Source organism: Novosphingobium sp. BL-S-33 (assembly GCF_056857025.1).
This window is the reverse complement of sequence record NZ_CM166475.1, coordinates 1,668,529-1,686,596: the sequence shown is the minus strand read 5'-3', so window position 1 is coordinate 1,686,596 and position 18,068 is coordinate 1,668,529. Positions and strand designations below refer to the sequence as shown.

Annotated in this window: 11 protein-coding genes; 4 read left to right on the top strand and 7 right to left on the bottom strand. The window is 67.2% G+C overall.

All coding sequences use genetic code 11. The annotated features are described in order from the left end of the window. Positions 1-50: 50 nt before the first annotated feature. Both AC1VVM_RS23980 and AC1VVM_RS23975 read right to left on the bottom strand, forming a co-directional pair. Positions 51-3,074: a TonB-dependent receptor domain-containing protein gene (locus AC1VVM_RS23980; RefSeq protein ID WP_482956744.1), complete on the bottom strand. Its 3,024-nt coding sequence runs from the start codon at positions 3,072-3,074 to the stop codon at positions 51-53. A 143-nt stretch (positions 3,075-3,217) separates the two neighbouring features. Further along, positions 3,218-4,708, bottom strand: coding sequence for a S10 family serine carboxypeptidase-like protein (locus tag AC1VVM_RS23975; protein ID WP_482956743.1), 1,491 nt, complete (start codon positions 4,706-4,708; stop codon positions 3,218-3,220). Positions 4,709-4,883: 175 nt separating this feature from the next. Between AC1VVM_RS23975 and AC1VVM_RS23970 the strand changes: the two genes are divergently transcribed. Together AC1VVM_RS23970 and AC1VVM_RS23965 are read left to right on the top strand one after the other, a co-directional pair. Then, a complete protein-coding gene (locus AC1VVM_RS23970) occupies positions 4,884-6,158 on the top strand; it encodes an aminotransferase class V-fold PLP-dependent enzyme (RefSeq protein WP_482956742.1) in 1,275 nt (424 codons plus the stop codon). A gap of 17 nt (positions 6,159-6,175) precedes the next feature. Next, positions 6,176-7,696 carry a S10 family serine carboxypeptidase-like protein gene (locus tag AC1VVM_RS23965; protein ID WP_482956741.1) on the top strand — a complete coding sequence of 507 codons (1,521 nt, stop codon included), beginning with the start codon at positions 6,176-6,178 and terminating at the stop codon, positions 7,694-7,696. Between the two features lie 61 nt (positions 7,697-7,757). Here AC1VVM_RS23965 and AC1VVM_RS23960 read toward each other — a convergent pair whose 3' ends face one another. From AC1VVM_RS23960 to AC1VVM_RS23950, 3 genes are read right to left on the bottom strand one after another with little or no spacing between them, the layout of a single operon-like run. Beyond that, complete coding sequence (locus AC1VVM_RS23960; RefSeq protein WP_482956740.1) at positions 7,758-8,687, bottom strand: ornithine cyclodeaminase family protein; 930 nt, start codon at positions 8,685-8,687, stop codon at positions 7,758-7,760. Between the two features lie 2 nt (positions 8,688-8,689). Next, entirely contained in the window at positions 8,690-9,829 is a 1,140-nt protein-coding gene (locus AC1VVM_RS23955) for a dipeptidase (RefSeq protein ID WP_482957370.1), read from the bottom strand. Then, on the bottom strand, positions 9,819-11,189 hold the full coding sequence (locus AC1VVM_RS23950; protein ID WP_482956739.1) for an amidohydrolase family protein: 1,371 nt from the start codon (positions 11,187-11,189) through the stop codon (positions 9,819-9,821). The genes AC1VVM_RS23955 and AC1VVM_RS23950 overlap by 11 nt, the downstream gene beginning before the upstream one ends. 163 nt (positions 11,190-11,352) lie before the next feature. Between AC1VVM_RS23950 and AC1VVM_RS23945 the strand changes: the two genes are divergently transcribed. Both AC1VVM_RS23945 and AC1VVM_RS23940 read left to right on the top strand, forming a co-directional pair. After that, on the top strand, positions 11,353-12,888 hold the full coding sequence (locus tag AC1VVM_RS23945; protein ID WP_482956738.1) for a bifunctional aminoglycoside phosphotransferase/ATP-binding protein: 1,536 nt from the start codon (positions 11,353-11,355) through the stop codon (positions 12,886-12,888). Between the two features lie 119 nt (positions 12,889-13,007). Continuing rightward, positions 13,008-13,790 (top strand): IclR family transcriptional regulator, encoded by a 783-nt coding sequence (locus tag AC1VVM_RS23940; RefSeq protein WP_482906181.1) that lies wholly within the window; start codon positions 13,008-13,010, stop codon positions 13,788-13,790. A gap of 186 nt (positions 13,791-13,976) precedes the next feature. On the opposite strand, the gene AC1VVM_RS23935 is transcribed toward AC1VVM_RS23940, so the two are convergent. Together AC1VVM_RS23935 and AC1VVM_RS23930 are read right to left on the bottom strand one after the other, a co-directional pair. Further along, on the bottom strand, positions 13,977-15,536 hold the full coding sequence (locus AC1VVM_RS23935) for an MFS transporter (protein ID WP_482956737.1): 1,560 nt from the start codon (positions 15,534-15,536) through the stop codon (positions 13,977-13,979). Positions 15,537-15,606: 70 nt separating this feature from the next. Continuing rightward, entirely contained in the window at positions 15,607-18,066 is a 2,460-nt protein-coding gene (locus AC1VVM_RS23930; protein ID WP_482956736.1) for a glycosyl hydrolase 115 family protein, read from the bottom strand. Positions 18,067-18,068 lie beyond the last annotated feature (2 nt).

Genomic DNA, 18,068 nt, shown 5'->3' with positions numbered 1-18,068 from the left:
ACGTGAAGAGCTGCGGCGGTGCCGTTGAAACGTCACCGCCGCAGCCTCGATCACATCTTGACCTTGGCGCCGATCCAGAAGCGGCGGCCGAGGATGTCGCCGTAGGCGATCTGCGGGTAGGAGGGGCCTTCGTCGGTGAAGTTGTCGATACCGGCACGCAGCGAGAAGCCGCCGAGGTCGACTTGCGCCGAGATCGAGTGGGTCAGGTTGCTGTCGAGCATCGGATTGGGATTGTTCTCGATCGTCGCGTCGTATGCGGCTTTGGTCTTGTCGAGATAATAGGCCTGATAGCTCACCCGCACCTTGCCGCGGCTCCAGTCGAGGTTGAGACGGCCTTCCCAGGTCGGCTTCTCGTACGTGTTGTCGGTGCGCGTGAAGGTCTCGCCGGTGACCGAGGTGGTCAGCAGCGAATTGTGCGTTGCGCTCACGCCGAGGTGGAAGGTCCCGATGTCACCCGGCGCGAAGGTGTAGTCGAGCGCGTAGACTTCGCCGCGATACTTGACGACGCCCGCATTGAACGTGGTCGTCGTGCCGGTGACGATGGTGCCGCCCGGGCTCACGCCGTCCGAAGCGGCAAGACGCGTGAAAGCGTTGCAGACGGTCGGGTCGGGGGTCGTGTTGTCGTAGCAGGCGGAGGTGAAGTCCTCCGTGGTGAAGGCCGAGAGGCCGTCCTTCAGATCGATCTCGATGCGGTCGGCACTGATCGTCAGGCCCGGCACGAAGGCGGGCTGGAGAACGACGCCGTAAGTGAACGTATCCGAGATCTCGTTGCGCAAGTTCGGATTGCCGCCGGTGGTGATCGTGGCGCGCTCGAAGTTCTCCGACGGGTCCTGGAAGGCGGCGAGGCGCTCGGCCGCGCTCTTCCCGGCGTTGGTGCCGTCGGCTTCTACGCCGTAATTCGGGTTGGCCTGGAAGGCGGCCAGGCAGTTGGCCTGACGGACCGACGGGTTGGACCCGCTGCTGATACGGTCGGCATCGCAAGGGTCGAACCCGACCGAGCCCAGTGCGGTTGTCGAGGGCGCGAACAGCATGGCCAGCGTCGGCGCGCGGAAATTGCGGCTGCGCGATACGCGCAGCGTAATCCCGTCAACCGGCTGCCAGCGCAGGCCGAGATCCCAGACCTGTTCCTTGCCCGCGATCGAATTGTCGACAAGCCGCCCGGCCGCGCTTGCCTCCAGCAGGCGCACGATCGGCACGTTCATGGCCTGATCCACCAGCGGAATCAGAAGTTCGCCCGAAAGCTCGTCGGTGTTGTAACCGGCCTTCTGCGCCACTTCCATGGTGCCGCCTTCGAACAGGCCGAGCTGGTTCGCTTCGAGCGGGGTGTACGACACCTGCTCGTCGCGGTGTTCGTAGGCGAGGCTGAACTTGACCGTTCCGCCCGGCAGGCGAACCACGTCGCCGCCGATGGTGGCGAGCAGGTCGGTCTGTTCGTTGGTGTAGTCCTGACCGGTGCGCACGCTCACATAGTTGCGCGCTGCGGACGAGACATTGCCGTTGCCGAAGGGGTTGATCGGTGCGCAGGCGGGATCGTCGTTGGTGGTGTCGGCGTCGGCATTGATGCCGCAGACGATCTTGCCGCCCGATAGCACCGAGTCGATGGCATTGGCGTATTTCGTGTTGTCGACGTTCCAGCCGCGCGTCTTGCCGTTGACGCGGGCGTAGCTGCCCGAGACACTCCAGTAGAAATTGCGCTCACCGGCCGAGAAATCGCCGTCGAGAGCGAGCAGGGCGCGATAGGTGTCCGTCTTGTAGGTCTGCGTGTTGTCGGGCGTGAGGTCGTTGAAGTACTTCGAGAGGAACAGCGGCGCGCCCGCGGCGAACGCCGGGCGCGCGGCCGAAAGTGCGGCCTTGGCCTGGTCCGTCAGGTAGGGATTGTCGATCGTGAAGATCACCGGGCCGGCGTAAGTGCCGAAGTTCAGGATCGTGCGGCTCTGGCCCTGCGGGATCTCGGTGCCTTCGGTGCGCGCATAGAGCAATTCGGTGCGCAGCTTGATCGCATCGGTCACGTCATAGTGCGCGATAAGGTTGCCGGTGAACCGCTCTACCCCGGTGCGCAGGCCCGCAAGGTCGCGGTAGGCATAGCCGTCGCCGCCGCTCGAGAACGGAATGCCGACCTCGGTGCCTGGGTTGTAGGGAACGACGTTGCCGCTGGAATCGAATTGCAGCGGCGTGCCGTTCGACTGGGTGAGAAAGCGCGTGAACGGCGCGGGCGTGTTGAACAGCACGCCGTTGGAATTGAATTCCCAGAAGTGCGCGTCGAACAGTTCCTTGACCGACGGAATGCCGTCGCTCGGGCCCGTATCATCGGGATTGCTGACGGTCAGACGGCCGAGCGCGGAAAGCGGCCGGGCCGAGAACATCAGCGTTGGCGATTTCGCATAGCTTACATCGATTGCCACGTTGCCGCGGCCGCCGGCGAAGTTGGTGCCGGCCGTGCCGCGCAGGCTGTAGGTATGGAAGTCGCCGCGCGAGGCGATGCCGTTCTGGGCGTCGAGTTCGATGCCTTCGAACTTGTCCTTGAGGACGTAGTTGACCACGCCGGCAATGGCGTCGGAACCGTAGACGGCCGCGCCGCCGCCCTGGACCACTTCGACCCGGTCGAGCAGGCCCAGCGGAATGATGTTGGCGTCAACTTGCGCGTCGCCAAGGCCGGACGAACTGGTCACCATGCGGCGGCCGTTGACCAGCGTCAGCGTGCGTCCGGCGCCAAGGCCGAAGAGGTTGGGGAATTGCTGTCCCGAGCCGCTGCCATTGCCGCTGCCGTCGGCCTGATTGAGCATCGGGCTGTTCGAGGTAAGCTGGTTCAGTGCCTGCGCCGCGCTGGTGAAGCCGCGATCGGTGATCGTCTGGGCATCCACCACGTCGAGAGGTGCGCTCTCGGCGGCACGGTCGCGGCGGATGCGCGAGCCGGTGACGACGATGTCGTGCGCGGGTTCCTCGGTGGTCGAAGCCGCCGTGTCCTGCGCATATGCTGGCGTGGCGGCGAAGATCGCGACGAAGGCGGTGGAAACCATGAGGCCTGCCAGGCCCCCGCTCCTGCCCATTCGCTGCTGCTGCTCCCTGTTTGTCATCGAACTACCCCTCATGTTCTGTCTGAATTTCACCTGTTGGCGACGACCCTAGCCCAAGGCGTGCGGCAGGTTTTTGCGAAGTGCATGCGCGGCGGGGGGCTCCACGCATTGAAATTATCGCGCCAATGGCGCGTGAGAAATTTTTAGTCCTGCTTTGCGCGCTTTTGTGGATTGGAAATGAACGCCGACAGGTCTTGCACAAATTGACGGCTGGCGGCGGGGTCCTCGTACATCATGTGCCCGCCGGGATAGCAGTGCGCGGCGATCCGCGCGGCCAGCGCAGCGGGAAAATCGCCCGCCGCCTGCCGGTTGGCGGCGCAGCCGTTGAGCGAATCGTATAGCCCGGTCGCCACGAAAATCCGGCTCTCGGGCGCCTTTTCGAGCACGTGCTGCACCCACGGCTGCGAGGCGCTCGGCGGACCTTCGCCTGCCATGGCGCGCGCCAGCGATTCCTTCGTGATCGGGGACTGGTCGTATTGCCAATGCTCGCCCACCGGCAGCGCGGGCACGTCGATACCGGCGTACTGGCCGCCGGCGTAGCCGAGCTGGCGCCGGTAGAAATCCAGGATGGCGGCGCTGCCCTGCTTCTCGTCCTCGGCGGCATCGGTGCGGCGCATGTCGAAGATGCCCAGCGTCTTGCCCTCTCCGGCCATGAGGCCGCGCCGGAAATCGCGGGGCGAAACCCAAAGCGTCTTCGCATCGATCCGGGCGGGCGCAAGGCCGGTGTAGCGCGCCAGATCCGCGACCACTTTCGCACGCGCGGCGTCGTCCACTGCTTCGGGATGGGCAAGGGCGGGGTACCAGACCCGGCGCGCCCAGTCCTCGGACGCGGCAAGGGCAGCGGCAGGATCGGCCGCAAATACGGCGTCGAGCTTGCCCAGCGCGAGCGCGGTGGCGGTGCGATTGGGCAGGGTCAGCGCCCGCAACAGCGCCCGGTCGCGCTCCTCGCCCATCGGAATGCCGCCCGAAATGAGCGCGATCCCGGCGACCGGCTGCCCCTGGTCGATCAGCGCTTCCGCCACGCCTGAAGCGCGCCAGGTGCCGAAGCTCTCACCGACGAGATAGACCGGCGAACCCTCGCGGTGCTGTGCCTTCAGGAAGGTGCGAATGAACCGGGCGGTCGCTGCGAAGTCGCCGGTGGTCGAGTAGAGCCGCTCGGCCGCCTTGTCGGATGCGGCGCGGCTGAAGCCGGTACCGGCAGGATCGACGAACACGAGATCGGCGACGGCGAGCGGGCTGTCCGGATTGTCGGAGAGCGTCTCGCCTTTGAGAGTCCGGGGCCCGAGTGCGTGGAATTGCAGCAGGCGCGAATCCGCGCCGGGGCCGCCGTTCCATACGAATGCGATCGGGCGCGGCGTCGCGCCCTGCGGGGCGGCAAGATAGGCGGTGTAGAACAGGTCCGCGGCCTTGGCGCCGGTCTCGTCGGCAATGGCGATCGTGCCTGCGCAAGCGCGGTAGGCGAAGGCTCCGCGTTCGGCCGAAAGACTGCCCTGCGTGCCGCTCGCTCCTGCCGGGCAGGCGGGCGGGTTCGCTCCATGAGTGACAGCGCGCGTGTCAGCATGGGCCTGCGCAATATGCGGCGCGGCGATGGCGGCGAGCAGGGCGCCGAGGATGGAAAGCGGCTTGGCAGGCATGGACGGCCTTTCGGGATCGGACTGGCGCGGAGCAAGCTAGCGCAGCCTGCGCGGCAATTTTATGCACGAATGGGTGGTGCACCCGTTCGTCATGCACCGAGTTCTGGGGGCGCTATCTTGTCGCTCGGGTCAAATGCGCAATTCTTATGCGCAAGCCTTTGCCTAGGATGCGTAAATGATCCAGCGAACCGATTCGCCTCGAATGCCGATACTCTCGCGCCGGACCGTGCTTCGCGGATCGGCGCTCGTGCCTCTGGCGCCTGCCATGGCAGGAAGTGCACTTGCTGCGCCTGCTGCCGGTTCGCTGGCCCGGCCCGGCGATTTCGCGACCTTGAGCAAGGTCTACCTCGATTCCGGCACCATGCACCCGGTGCCGCTGCCCGCGAAGGCTTCGCTCGACGCCTATCTTCAGGCCCGCGCGGAAGGGCGTTCGTGGTCGAGCCACGATGTCGAGACCCGGATCAAGGCCGCCTTCGGCCGCCTGGTCAATGTCGCGCCCTCCGATCTCGCTTTCGTGCAGAGCACCACGGCGGGTGAGCAACTGGTGGTCGACGCGCTCGACCTTCCGGCCCGCAAGGGCAGCGTCGTTACCGACACATTGCACTTCTTCGGCTCCTTCTGGCTCTACGAACAACTGGGGAGGCAAGGTGTCGAGGTGCGCTGGATCCGCCCGGTGGACGGGCGCATCGATCCGGCCGCCTACGAAAAGGCGATCGGTCCCGATACCCGGCTCGTCAGCCTTTCCGTGGTCTCGACCTACAACGGCTTCGAGCACGACCTGAAGCGCATCTGCGAGATCGCCCACGCGCGCGGGGCGATGGTCTATGCGGACATCATCCACGCTGCCGGCACCGTCCCGCTCGACCTGACTGCGAGCGGCGTCGATTTCGCCGCGACCGCCTCGTACAAGTGGCTGATGGGCGATTTCGGGCTCGGCTTCCTCTATGTCCGGCCCGACCGGCTCGCCGGGCTCAAGCGGCCGCAATACGGCTATTACCAGCTCGATGGCTTCACGCCGCACGTCTATCCTTTCGATACGCCGGGAGACACGATCGCCGACGTGACGCCGCGCGCCGATGCCGAGGGCATGTTCGCGATGGGCACGCATTCGCACGGCGTGATGGCGCAGCTCGACTGGTCGCTGGCGCGGCTGCTCGAACTGGGTGTCGACAACATCACGGCGCATCGCCAGCCGATGCTGCGGCGCCTGCACGAAGCGCTGCCTGCGAAAGGCTATACCGTGGTGACGCCCCCGGAATGCCGCAGCCCGCTGCTTACTTGCGTGTTGCCCGATGCCTACAAGCGGCTGTCAGAGCCGCTGGAAAAGGCGGGGATCGCCATCACACTCAGCCGCAACCGTTTCCGGGTCTGCCCTTCGTGGTTCAACACGATGGATGACATCGAACGCCTGATCGATGCCCTCCCGGTCCAATCTCCCGCCGTTTCCTGACAGGACAGAACCACCCGATGACCCAGACGATCCTGCGCGCCCCTCTTCTTGCGCTCGCGCTTGCCGCGCTTCCGGCCACGGCCATCCAGGCACAGGACGAGAGCCTGCCGATGCCGCCGGTGTTCCTCAAGGCGATGGAGCCGATGGCGGAGCGCGATGCAGCGACCGAGCGGGTGATCGTGACCCATCACAAGGGCGCCATCGGCGGACGCACGATGGCCTACGACGCCATCGTCACCGAGACGCCCGTCTCCAACGACAAGGGCAAGCCGGCCGCCGTCGTTGTGACTTATGCCTATGTTGCGCCGGCCGCCAAGGGCGGAGCGAAACGCCCGGTGCTGTTCGTGTTCAACGGCGGCCCCGGCGCCTCGTCCTCGCCGCTGCATTTCTCGGCCTTCGGGCCGGTACGGATCGCGGACCGAAAGGGCACGACGCCGCACCTGGAGGCCAACCCGCATAGTCTGCTCGACGTGGCCGATCTTGTCTTCATCGACCCGCCGGGCACCGGGGTGAGCATGCCGGTCAAGGGCGCCGATGCCACCAGCCTCTTTTCGGTAGAGGGCGATGCCCGTGCGGTTGCACAAGTGGTGCAGCATTGGCGCGAGGCGAACCACCGGACCGACGCGCCCTTTGCGCTCGTGGGCGAGAGCTACGGCACGGCCCGCGCGCTGGCGATGCTGGGCGCAGAGAGCAAGGACAAGCTACCGCTGCCCGATGGCGTGGCCCTGCTCTCGCTGGCGATCGGCGACAACGATGGTCCGGTGATCTCGGACGTCTCGCTCCTGCCGACGCTCGCGGCGGTCGCGTGGTACCATCAGGCCGTCGACCGCAAGGGCCTGACGGTGGAGCAATACTTCGCCGAGGCGCGCACTTTTGCCGAGAACGACTACGCCCGCGCCCTGATCGCCGGGGCCTCGCTGGCGCCGGCCGAACGCGCGCGCGTGGCCGCGCGGCTGTCCGAACTGGTCGGCCTGCCCGCAGCGCAGTTTGAGAAGGACGGACTGCAACTCGACCGGCATGCATTCATGCTCGGACTGCTGGGCGCCAAGGGGCTGCGGACCGGCCAGCTCGATGGGCGCGTGACGCGCGCCATCAGCGAATCGAACATGCACCCGCCCTTCGACGATCCCTCGATGACGCTGGGCGCGGAAACCGGCACGCTGCTGGCGGACTATATCGGCAAGGAGCTCGGCTATCCGCTGCCGAGCGCTTACAGAACGCTCAATCTCGGTATCAACTTCAAGTGGAACTGGGGCAAGGGAGAGCTTTACAGCACGCTTCGGTTCGCGCCTTACCTTGCCGATGCGATAGCGGCGAAGCCTTCGCTCAAGGTCATGACCGTGGGCGGCTACTATGACATCACCACCCCGCTCGCGGCCGGGCAGTTTGCGCTGAACCGCGTGGGGATCGGGCCCGAACGGCGGACATCGCTAAGCTACGCTGCCGGTCACTCGGTGTTCGAGGACGAGGGCGAACTCACGCGTTTCGCCTCCGATATGCGGAGCTGGGCCAAGGCGCTGGGGGGCGCCGCCCACTGATCCTGCATGTCCGGGGCCGGTGTGCCGATCTGCACGGGCAGGTCGGTCGCCGGCTCCGGGCTTAGTGTGCGAGAAAGGCCGCGCAGGCGAGGTCCTGAACGATCGAGCCCAGCGACTTGTAGACCGTGACTTGCGAAGCGGCCTCGCGCCCGGCGTCGAGGCCGGCGAGAATCCTGCCGATTTCGGGACCGACATCGTCCTCGGCCGCAAGGCCGAGTTCGACCGCGCGCAGATACTCGGCCCCCTGTGCCAGCACGCCCACGCGGTGGTCGGGAATGAAGCGCGTGCGGCGGACCAGCGCGGGATCGATCTCGACCGGCCCGGCACGGCTTGAACCGACGGCATTGACGTGAACGCCATCGGCGACTTGCTCCGAAAGCAGGATCGGTTCGGCGGCGGCGCTGACCGCGCAGATCACGTCCGCATCCTTGACCGCTTCGTCCACGCTACTGGCCGTGCGGGTGGCAAGGCCGAAGTCCCGCTCGATCCGCGTCGCCATGGCGCGCGTCTTGGCGGGATCGCGGCCCCAGATGGAGACGGCCTCGAAGGGGCGGACATGGCGCAGTGCGGCGGCGTGGTGCCAGGCCTGCTCGCCGGTGCCGAGGATCGCGAGGCGCTTGGCATCCGCCCGCGCCAGCGCGTCAGTGGCGACGGCGGTCGCGCAGCCGGTGCGGATCGCGGTGACCTCACCGGCATCGACGACGGCGGCGGGCGCGCCGGTCACGGGATCGAACGTCACGATCACGCCCTGATGCGATCGGCCCTGCGCCGCCGCGCCCGGAAAGACGCTCACGATCTTGGCGCCGAAGCCCGATCCGGTGAGCGCGCCGGGCATGACGCCGAAGGCATTGCCCTCATCGAGGTCGATGATTCCGCGCAGCAATTGCTTGCTGCCGCCGGTCGAGAGCGCGATCATCGCCTCGCGCACCAGCGCGATGCCGGTCCGGTGGTCCAGCCGCTGCGCCACTTCCGCCGCATCGATCAGCCGCATGGTCACGCGCCCCAGATGGTTTCGGCGTAGCGCAGGAAATTCAGGCCGAGGATCTTGTCGATCCGCGCCTGCGAATAGCCCTTCGCCTCCAGCAACCGCGCGAGTTTGCGGAACTGGTCGGGGCCGCGCAGGTCGACCACGAAGGGGTAGGTATCCGGCCGTTCGCCTGCCGCGCTGATCCCGGCGGCGCGGCGCTCGGCGATCTCCTTGGCGAGTGCGGCGCGATAGGCGACGAGATCGTCGATCTGCGTCACCGTGCCGTCGGTGCCGATGCCCACGTGGTCCTCGCCGCACAGGTTCACGGCATAGTCGATGTGGCGCACCACGTCCTCGGCCGTCGCATGGCCGGAGAGGTTGAGGAACGGCATCGAGTAGATCCCCACGAACCCGCCCCTTTCGGCCACCAGCCGCAGTTCCGCGTCGGTCTTGTTGCGCGGCAGGTTGGTGACGGAGCGGCAGCCCGTGTGGTTGATCGAGATCGGTGCCTTGGAAATACGCGCCGCCTCCAGGCAGGTCTGCTCGCCGCTGTGCGACAGGTCGACCATGACTTTCGCCGCGTTCAGCCGCTCGACCACTTCGCGGCCGAAGGGCGTGAGCCCCCGGTTTTCCGGGGCCATCGAGCCATCGCCAAGCTGGTTGGCCGGGTTGTAGGTGAGCTGGATCACCTTGACGCCAAGGTTCGCGAAGATGTCCACGCGCGAGGCATCATTGCCCATCATCGCGCCGTTCTGGAAGCCGTAGATGACCCCCACTTTGCCTTCCGCCTTGGCCTTGCGGATATCGGCAGCGGTCAGGATTTTCAGCAGGCGGTCGGGATGGGCACGCATGGCCGCATCGGTTTCGGCAATGGAGCGCACGCTGAATTCGAACGGGTCCTGCGGGCCCGAAACGTACCCGAGCGTGACATTGACGGCCGTAAGCCCCGAAGCGCGCGCCTCTTCCAGCACGCGCGGGCTGAACAGGACCGCGTCGCCGCCTTCCGGACTGTTCGGGTCACCCAGGCCGCCCAGCGCGTTGATGACGATGCGCCCCGCGACCGGATCGCTTGCTCCCACGGCGGCCGCCATGGCACGCGGGCCCAGCGCGGCACCGGCCATCGCGACCGAGCCCCCTGCGATCAATGCGCGCCGATCAATCTTCATCGTCATTCCCCATTTCCTCGACCGTCACCGGCCGGTAGTCGGCGCGGGCGAATTCCTTGCCGCGCTTCACTGTCATGGCGATGCTGCGCACGTTGCCGATGTCCTTCACGGGATCGGCGGCGAGCACCACGAAATTGGCAAGCTTGCCCGCCGCGATGGAGCCGGTGTCCTTCGCCTGCCCGGCCGCTTCGGCGCCGACCAGCGTGGCGGCATGGATCACCTCCAGCGGCGGCATGCCGACATCGTGGGCAAGGAAGTCCAGCTCGTCATAGAGGGCGGGCCAGGGGCTGGCGACATCGGCCTCGAAATCCGTGCCTGCCGAAACCGGCACTCCGGCCTTCCATGCCTGTCGCACCAGCCGCGCGGTCGTCGCGCCGGTGCAGCGCAGCGGCCGGATTTCCGGGTGCGTCTTGCGCAGCTTGTCGTAGCGCACGAAAAGGCTGCCGGTGGCATCGACGATGGTGCCTTTCGCCAGCATCGCCTTGTAGAGCCCGGCGATCACCGGATCGTCACCCGTCTTCGCCAGCAGGCTCTCATTGACCGGGGTGTGATCCTCGTACGAGGCCAGCATGACCGGCTCGACCTGATAGGCGAGATAACAGGCGTGGCTGACGACATCGACGCCCGCCGCGATCACGTCCGCCGGGCGCGTCGGGAAGACCGCGCTGTGCGCCCAGACCAGCATGCCCTGCCGGTGCGCCTCGGCCGTCAGCTTGGCGATGAGGTCGGCCGGCAGGTCGGCATAGATCTTGATCGCGGCAGCGCCAGTGCCGCGCGCCAGCGTGATCGCCGTGGGAATGTCGGTGCTCTCGTCGATCGCCTGCGCCCAGGGGGCGGTGCCCGCCTTGTAGCCCATGCTGACCGCGCCGATGCGCGGGTCGTTGAAGAACGGCGGTCCGGCGGTGACGGCGGCGGCGCGGATGTCGGGCCCCGGGATTTCGCTGACCAGCGTCTGGCGGGACAGTTCGCTGACCGAGCGCAAGTCGTCCGCCATATCGCGGACCGTGGTGACGCCGCCGTAGAGCAGGCGCCGCAACATCGCCTGCGCCCGCTTTGGGTTGGGCGGGGTGGCCATGTGGACATGCGTGTCGATCAGACCGGGGATCACCCAGCGCCCCGCGAGGTCGACGCTGCGCGCCTGTCCGGCGGGCAGCGAGCCATGCGGCCCTACCGCGACGATGCGCTCGCCCTCGACGAGAATGTCCTGACCGGCGCGGGCCGGGGCCCCGGTCCCGTCGATCACGGTTGCGCCCGAATAGAGCACCCGCTGCGGCGGAGCTTCGGCGGCTTTGGCACCGGCAGTTACAGCAAGGGCGGCCAGCCCGGCGAGGAGCGTGAATTTACGGAAACGTGCGACCATCCGCCGTCGCTAGGACAGGTTTGACCGCCTTCGCAAGCGCCTCGCCGCAAGCGGGTGGGAAAATTCGAAAGTTTTTGCGCAGCGGCAGGCGGCCCGAGATTTCTCGACCGCCGCGCGCGGTTCGGCTAGGCCGATGCAGGCCGCAACCGGAGACGAACGAGGCATGCGCGATTGCGACGATCAGGCCGAGACAATCGCCTTCCTTTCGCAAGCCCATAGCTACGGCCTCGATACGCCCGTCGAGCGGATCGATACCCACGCCGCCCTGATCTTCCTCGCCGGTGAGCGCGTCTACAAACTCAAGCGCGCGGTGCGCTTTCCCTATCTCGATTTCTCCACTCTCGCGCAGCGCCGCAAGGTCTGCGAGGCCGAACTTGCACTCAATCGTCGCACCGCGCCGGACCTCTATCTCGCGGTCGAGCCGGTGGGCCGTCTGCCGGACGGTTCGCTTGCAATCGGGCAGGGCGAGCCGGTCGATTGGCTGGTGGTCATGCGCCGCTTCGCGCCTGAATGCCTGCTCGATACGATGGCGCATCAAGGCCCGCTCGATCCGCTCCTGATCCGCGAACTGGCCAATGCCATTGCCGCGTTCCACCAGAGCGCGGAAATCGTGATCGGGCCGGGCGCCGCACGGGTGCGCTCGGTAATCGAGGGCAACCGCACGAGCATGGCCGCGCTTCCCGATGGCCTGCTGCCTGCCGAGACCTGCGACGACCTCTGCCGCCGCAGCCTTGCCGAACTGGACCGGATCGCGCCCTTGCTGGACCGCCGGGCCTCGGACGGCCACGTAAGACACTGCCACGGCGACTTGCATCTTGCGAATATCTGCCTGTGGAACGGACGGCCGACGCCGTTCGATTGCCTTGAATTCGATCCCGAACTGGCGACATCGGACGTGCTCTACGATCTCGCCTTCGTACTCATGGACCTGTGGCGCCGCGGCCTCCACGGCGAGGCGTCGCTGCTGTTCAATCGCTATTGCGACATGTCCGGCGAAAGCGAGGGGCTGGAAACGCTGCCGCTGTTCCTGTCGATGCGCGCGGCGGTCCGCGCCCATGTCAGCGCGAGCATGGCCGCGCGTCAGACCGACCCCGCAGCGGGCGAACGGCGCCGGGTTGCCGCGCGCGGATATCTGTCGGCGGCGCTCACTTTTCTCGACCGACCGGTGCCGCGCCTCGTCGCGGTCGGCGGGCTGAGCGGCACCGGCAAATCGACGCTCGCGGGCGGGCTGGCCCCACATGTCGGAAGCGCGCCCGGCGCGCGGTGGCTGCGGACCGACGTGCTGCGCAAGCGCATGGCCGGCGTGCCGCCGGAAACGCGGCTGCCGCCTTCCGCCTACACGCGCGAGCAGAGCCGCGAGGTCTATGCCCGGCTGATGACGGAAGTGCAGGCGGCCCTGTGGGCGGGCCGCAGTGTGATCGTCGATGGCGTTCTGGCCGATCCGTCCGAGCGCGATGCTCTGGCGGAGGTGGCGCGCGCTTGCGAAGTCCCTTTCACCGGTCTGTGGCTGGAAGCGCCGGGCGATGTCCTGCGCGCCCGCGTCGATGCGCGCCGGGGCGATGCTTCGGATGCCGACGCCAGTGTCGTCGACCGTCAGCTCGGCTATTCGCTGGGCGATCTTGGCGGATGGGCGCGGATCGCGGCGCTGGGCGAGCCTGACGATGTGCTGGCCAGGGCGCTCGACATGCTCTCCGCGTGATGGATTGGCGCCGACGCGCTTCATGCAATTGAGTTGACCTTGCCCGTGCAGGGTATAGATCGGTGGGACAGGTGGACATGCGTCCCTATAAGTGGACCGCAACAGCGAGATTCTGACCAATGGCGACACTGCGCGAGGACAAGCCCGATGTCGAAGTGAAGGGCACGCAGACATTGATGCGTGCACTCGACATCATGGACGAAGTGATCGACGGCCCCATCCGCGCGGCGGATCTCGCGCGCAAGCTGGACATGAGCAAGACCACCGCGCACCGCCTTGCGCAGGCGCTTCGCTCGCGCGGCTATCTTTCGGTCACGAACGACGGGTTCGGACTGGGGCCCAAGCTGCTCGAACTGGGCGTGATGGCTACCGAACAGATCGACTTCGTGCGCGTCGCCCGTCCGTTCATGGAAAAGCTGTCAGACGAGACCGGCTTCTGCGTCTTCGTCGGCAAGCGCGAAGGCAACTGGTCGCGCCACCTTGATCGCGTGACCGGCCGCCAGCGTCTGCGCGTGGCGACCGCGCCGGGCGATCGCCGCCCTATCGCCGAAACCGGCCTGGGCAAGGCGCTGCTGCTCGACGAGGACGAGGCGGTATGGGAAGACCTCTACCGCGAGGCCAATGGCGGCAAGGTTCCGGCCAAGGCGATGAAGGAATACATCGCGCTGATGCGCGAGCACAAGGCACGCGGCTATGTGCTGCATGACAGCGAACTGGGCGACGGTGTGCGGTCGATTGCGGTGCCGATCCGCGATGCGCGCCGCCAGATCTGCATCGCCATCTCCATCGCGAGCGCCGCGCATTATCTGACCGACGATATCGTGCCTGAGCTTGTTGCCGCGATCGTGGCGGCGGCTGGCCGCATCGGCGAGGCCGTCGGCTACCGCGCGCCGAGGCGGTGAGGGAGGCGCGTGCGGGGTGCAGGGCGCCGGATAAGGCAACCATGACATCTCAATTCCGCTCAGGCTGAGCTTGTCGAAGCCCCCTGCGGGCGTGGCGCGAGGCCTCGCATCCTTCGACAGGCTTCGGATGAACGGGGTGGGTGGAAGTGGCGGAGCGCATTCACGCGCCCCGCGCCCGCCACTGGATCAGTTCCCCGCGTTCACCGGCTCGCCGAGATCACCGTTCGCGGTGTCCTGCTCCACCAGCGGATTGCGGCCCCAGAGCTGGTCGTAGCGCCAGCCCGAAAAGTCTTCCACCACCGCCTGCGCCTCGGGGCTGGTGGGCGTGCGGGCACCGCTGCGCAAGTGCTCGATCTCGGTCATGAGCACCGCGTGGGTCGCGGGCGAGAGGCGGAAGCGCATCGAGACGGCAACGCCGAACACCAGCATGCCCACCGTACCCAAGCCCAGCAGCAATGCGATGGTGTGAATGGCGCCGTCGCTCTGCCGCGCCGCGCCAGAGACGAAGCCGCCCGCCTGCATCACGAAGCCCACGCCCGCCACGGCTGCCGCCTGGGTGGCCTTGCGCACGAACGTCATCACGCCCGCGAAGCTGCCCTCGCGGCGGCGGCCGGTGACGATCTCGTCCACGTCGGCCATGTAGTTGTAGGTGGCCCAGGGAATGTAGTTGAGCGCGCCGCGTCCGAGGCCTGCGAGCACGATGGGGATCCAGACCATGTGGCTCGTGGCCGTAACGCCGCCGATCCACAGGCCTACCAGTGTGATCGCCCCTGCCGCGAAGCTGGCGGCGGCCATCTGGTAGGCGGTGCTGGGCGAGGCGCGCAGGGCCATGTTGATGGCGATCACCACTGCCACGAACTGCACGATGTACATCGTGCCGAGCAGGCCCGAGGCAATTGCGGTGGTGCCTGCCATCGCGAAGATCACGAAGAAGATGAAGGCCGCGTTGAAGATGTCCTGGCTGATATAGCCGCCGAGGTAGATGCCCAGATGCAGGCGGAAGGCGCGGATGCGCATGGTGGAAAAGAGATTGCGGTAAAGCGCCTTCAGCGCGTCCACCGGCCCGGCCGCCGTCTTGCGGTGGTCTGCGGGCAGCGGCGTGCCGCCGGGCATGTGACGCTCCCAGCTGAACAGGTAGAGCAGCCCTGCCGTCACCATGAACAGGCCCGAGAAGATCAGGCCCATGTAGAAGAAGGTATCCGCGCTGTCGCGCCCCAGCGTATTGATCAGCCAGAGCGGCAGGAAGCCCGCGAGGATCGCGGCGGCCTGTCCGAACAGGATGCGCGAACCGGCGAACTTGGCTTTCACGCGGTAGTCGCTGGCCATTTCCGCCGCGAGCGTTTCGAACGGGATGATCTCCATCGCGTAGACCAGCTCGAACAGTACGTAAGTGACGAGGTAGTACCAGAAATGCTGCCCCGGCAGCCACATCAGCGCGAAGCTGGGGAGCAACGGGATCGCGGCGAGAATGAAGAAGCGCCGCCGCCCGAACCGGCGGCCCAGTGCGGTGGTGCCGAAGTGGTCGGAGATATAGCCGATCATCGGCGAGGCGAAGGCGTCCAGCACCCGCGCCACCGCGAAGATCGTCGCTGCCTGTGCCGCCGAAAGCCCGCAAAACTGGGTGTAGAAGATCAGCACCCAGCCGGAGATGACCGCCATCGATCCGGCCCCGAGCACGTCGTTGGAGCCATAGGCGAGGTAGTTTCTCAGGCGCACGGGACGCACGGCCGCTTGGCTTTGGGGCACTACAGGATCCTTCACCGTATTGTTCTTTTACAGGGGCCGCCTTCGTGGGCGGACCGATTGGCGGCTGTTATTATGTCGGAGTAATCGTTTTGTCAGCAGGGACGAAGCGGATCGCCTCGATCATCACAGCGGGGTCGCCGCTTTCGATCGAAACCCTGTGCTGCCCCGCGCCGAGCGCGGCGGAGAGCGGCAGGGAAATGCGGTTGTCGAGCACGGCGCGGGCCCAGTCGTGGTCTCCGGTATGGCGCGGCACGTTCAGCGTTTGCGCGGTACCGTCGATGCGGACAGTGAGCCGCAGCATGTCGCCGTTGTCGGAAGGGTAGGTGGGCAGCAGATCGACCACCGCGCGCCAGTTTCCGGCGGGCAGGACGATGGATGCATTTGTCGGGGCTGAAGGTGCTTCCGCGGCCAGTACCGCGCCGTTGCGGCCGAGGCCGTCGACTAGACGCCAGCCCTTTGCGCGTGCGAATTGCGCGGGCGTCAGCATGGGCAGAACGGGAGCGGCCGGGACGGGCGCGGCATCGCCAACGGCGGGCATTTCGGCGACAGCGGGCACGACCGGCGGCGTCAGGCGGAAGCCGCGCCATTGGCCGTCGGCGGGCTCCACGGCCATGATCCCGCGCCACTTGCCGCCCGCGATCTCGCGGTTGTAGCGGCGGGTGAGGGCAGTCAGTTCCGCGTCGGCATCAGCGGCGATCCGTGCGCGGCGCCAGCTTTCCGCAGGGTCCGCGTCCCGCAGCGCGTCATGCGCCTCGGCGGCGAAGAAGCGGCGGTTGGCGGCGGCCGAGGCGGAGACCGGATAGTCCAGCAGTTCGAAGAACGCATCGGCCCGGTCGGCCGGGATCAGCGGGCGCAGCGCGGCAAGGCGCTGCTCCATCGCCGCGAACCCGGCGAGGCGCGCGTCGGCCTCGGCGATGCTCAGAGGACTGGCATGCGGCTTCTCGCCCGGCAGATACCACTGGAGATGCTCGGGACGGCGCGCGAAGTTGAGGCGGTAGTAATCGCCCAGCACGTCGGCGGCCTGCGCGCCGGTGCCCTGGCCCAAAGCGCGCTCGGCCCATTGGCCCACCCAGGTCCCGATCGGCTGGGTGCGTGTGCCCTCGATATCCCAGGCAAGGCTCAGGAAATAGTCGATGTCCAGTTCGGCGGGCTTGATGTCGCCGACATTGGCGATCCACATCTTGCGTGCGCCGTTGTCCCACGCGCGGCCCATTTCCTCTCGGATCAGTGCGGGCGGCGTGGTCGAAAGCCAGATGTAGGAGAGCGGCGCGCCGAGGTAGGAGAGGTGGTAGTAGACGCCGTTGCCGCCGCCGCGCGCCTGCTCGGCATCGTCGGGAAAGTGGCGCAGATAGCCGAAGTTGTCGTCCGTCCACATCAGCGTCACGTCGCCCGGCACCTTCAGCCCGGCGCGGTAGATGTCGAGCACTTCCTTGTAGGGCGTGAAGACTTGCGGCGCGCCGGCAATCCCGGCCTCGTCCAGCATCTGGCGCTGGTCGGCGAAGACCTGTTCCAGCGCGGCGCGGCGTTCCTCGTCGGTCTTCGGGCCGATCATGCCGCTATCATGGATACCGCGCAGGCCGAGCGTCCAGATCGTCTCGTAGGCAGCATTGCTGCGGACCCGCTGGCGCCAGTAATCGCGGATGGCATCGCGGTTGGTCAGGTAGTTGAAGTCGTCCGCCTTGCCCGTCCATTCGCCCACATTGTTGCGCAGCATCGGTTCGGCATGGCTGGTGCCCATGACCACGCCGTAGCGCTCGGCCAGCGCAGCATTGGCGGGATCGGCGTTGAAGGCGCGGCTGGCTTTGTGCATCGCGGGCCAGAGCGTGTTGGCGCGCAGCCGCAGCAGCAGATCGAAGACTTTCGCATAGGTCTTCGGCCCCGGTGCGGGTTCGTTCGGGGCGAAAGTACCCTGCGCCCAGGGCACGAGGCCCCAGTCCTCATCGTTGATGAAGATCCCGCGATACTGCACCGAAGGCGGCCCGAAGCGCCGCGTTCCGGCGGAGACGTAGAGCGCGTCATGATGTTCGGGCGGAACGTCCGCCCACCAGTGCCACGGCGAGACGCCGATGGCGCGCGAGAGTTCGTAAGCCCCGTAGGCCGTCCCGCGCCGGTCGCTGCCGATCACCACCAGCGCCTGCTTCACGCCGGGCGCCGGGTCGGGCACGGCGGCGATGACGAAGCTTTCCCATGCGCCGCGCAGCTTGGCAGCATCGATCCGGCCCGCCGCGACAAGCCGGTCGATGCCCGGGTTGCGGCCCAAAGTGCCGATCCAGACCTCAGTGCCCGATGCCGCTTTGACGCCGGTGACGGCGGTCAGGTCACCGCGCAAGTCCTCGGCGGCGATGCGGACCACGTCGTAGTCTTCCGGCGCCGTGACAACTTGCGCGACCCGGCCGTCCTTCGCGAGAGCAAAATCCCCGCGCGCAGGCTCGAAATGCACCCAGTCCTCATGAGGCGGCGTGGCGGCCGCCTGCGCCGGACCGGCGAGCGCGAAGCCCGCCGCCAGCAACAGGGAAGCCGCCCCGCGCATCG

Excerpts from the sequence above, each read along its gene's own strand:
- AC1VVM_RS23980 (WP_482956744.1), bottom strand. The coding sequence starts at position 3,074 with ATGACAAACAGGGAGCAGCAGCAGCGAATGGGCAGGAGCGGGGGCCTG.
- AC1VVM_RS23975 (WP_482956743.1), bottom strand. The coding sequence starts at position 4,708 with ATGCCTGCCAAGCCGCTTTCCATCCTCGGCGCCCTGCTCGCCGCCATC.
- AC1VVM_RS23970 (WP_482956742.1), top strand. The coding sequence starts at position 4,884 with ATGATCCAGCGAACCGATTCGCCTCGAATGCCGATACTCTCGCGCCGG.
- AC1VVM_RS23965 (WP_482956741.1), top strand. The coding sequence starts at position 6,176 with ATGACCCAGACGATCCTGCGCGCCCCTCTTCTTGCGCTCGCGCTTGCC.
- AC1VVM_RS23960 (WP_482956740.1), bottom strand. The coding sequence starts at position 8,687 with ATGCGGCTGATCGATGCGGCGGAAGTGGCGCAGCGGCTGGACCACCGG.
- AC1VVM_RS23955 (WP_482957370.1), bottom strand. The coding sequence starts at position 9,829 with ATGAAGATTGATCGGCGCGCATTGATCGCAGGGGGCTCGGTCGCGATG.
- AC1VVM_RS23950 (WP_482956739.1), bottom strand. The coding sequence starts at position 11,189 with ATGGTCGCACGTTTCCGTAAATTCACGCTCCTCGCCGGGCTGGCCGCC.
- AC1VVM_RS23945 (WP_482956738.1), top strand. The coding sequence starts at position 11,353 with ATGCGCGATTGCGACGATCAGGCCGAGACAATCGCCTTCCTTTCGCAA.
- AC1VVM_RS23940 (WP_482906181.1), top strand. The coding sequence starts at position 13,008 with ATGGCGACACTGCGCGAGGACAAGCCCGATGTCGAAGTGAAGGGCACG.
- AC1VVM_RS23930 (WP_482956736.1), bottom strand. The coding sequence starts at position 18,066 with ATGCGCGGGGCGGCTTCCCTGTTGCTGGCGGCGGGCTTCGCGCTCGCC.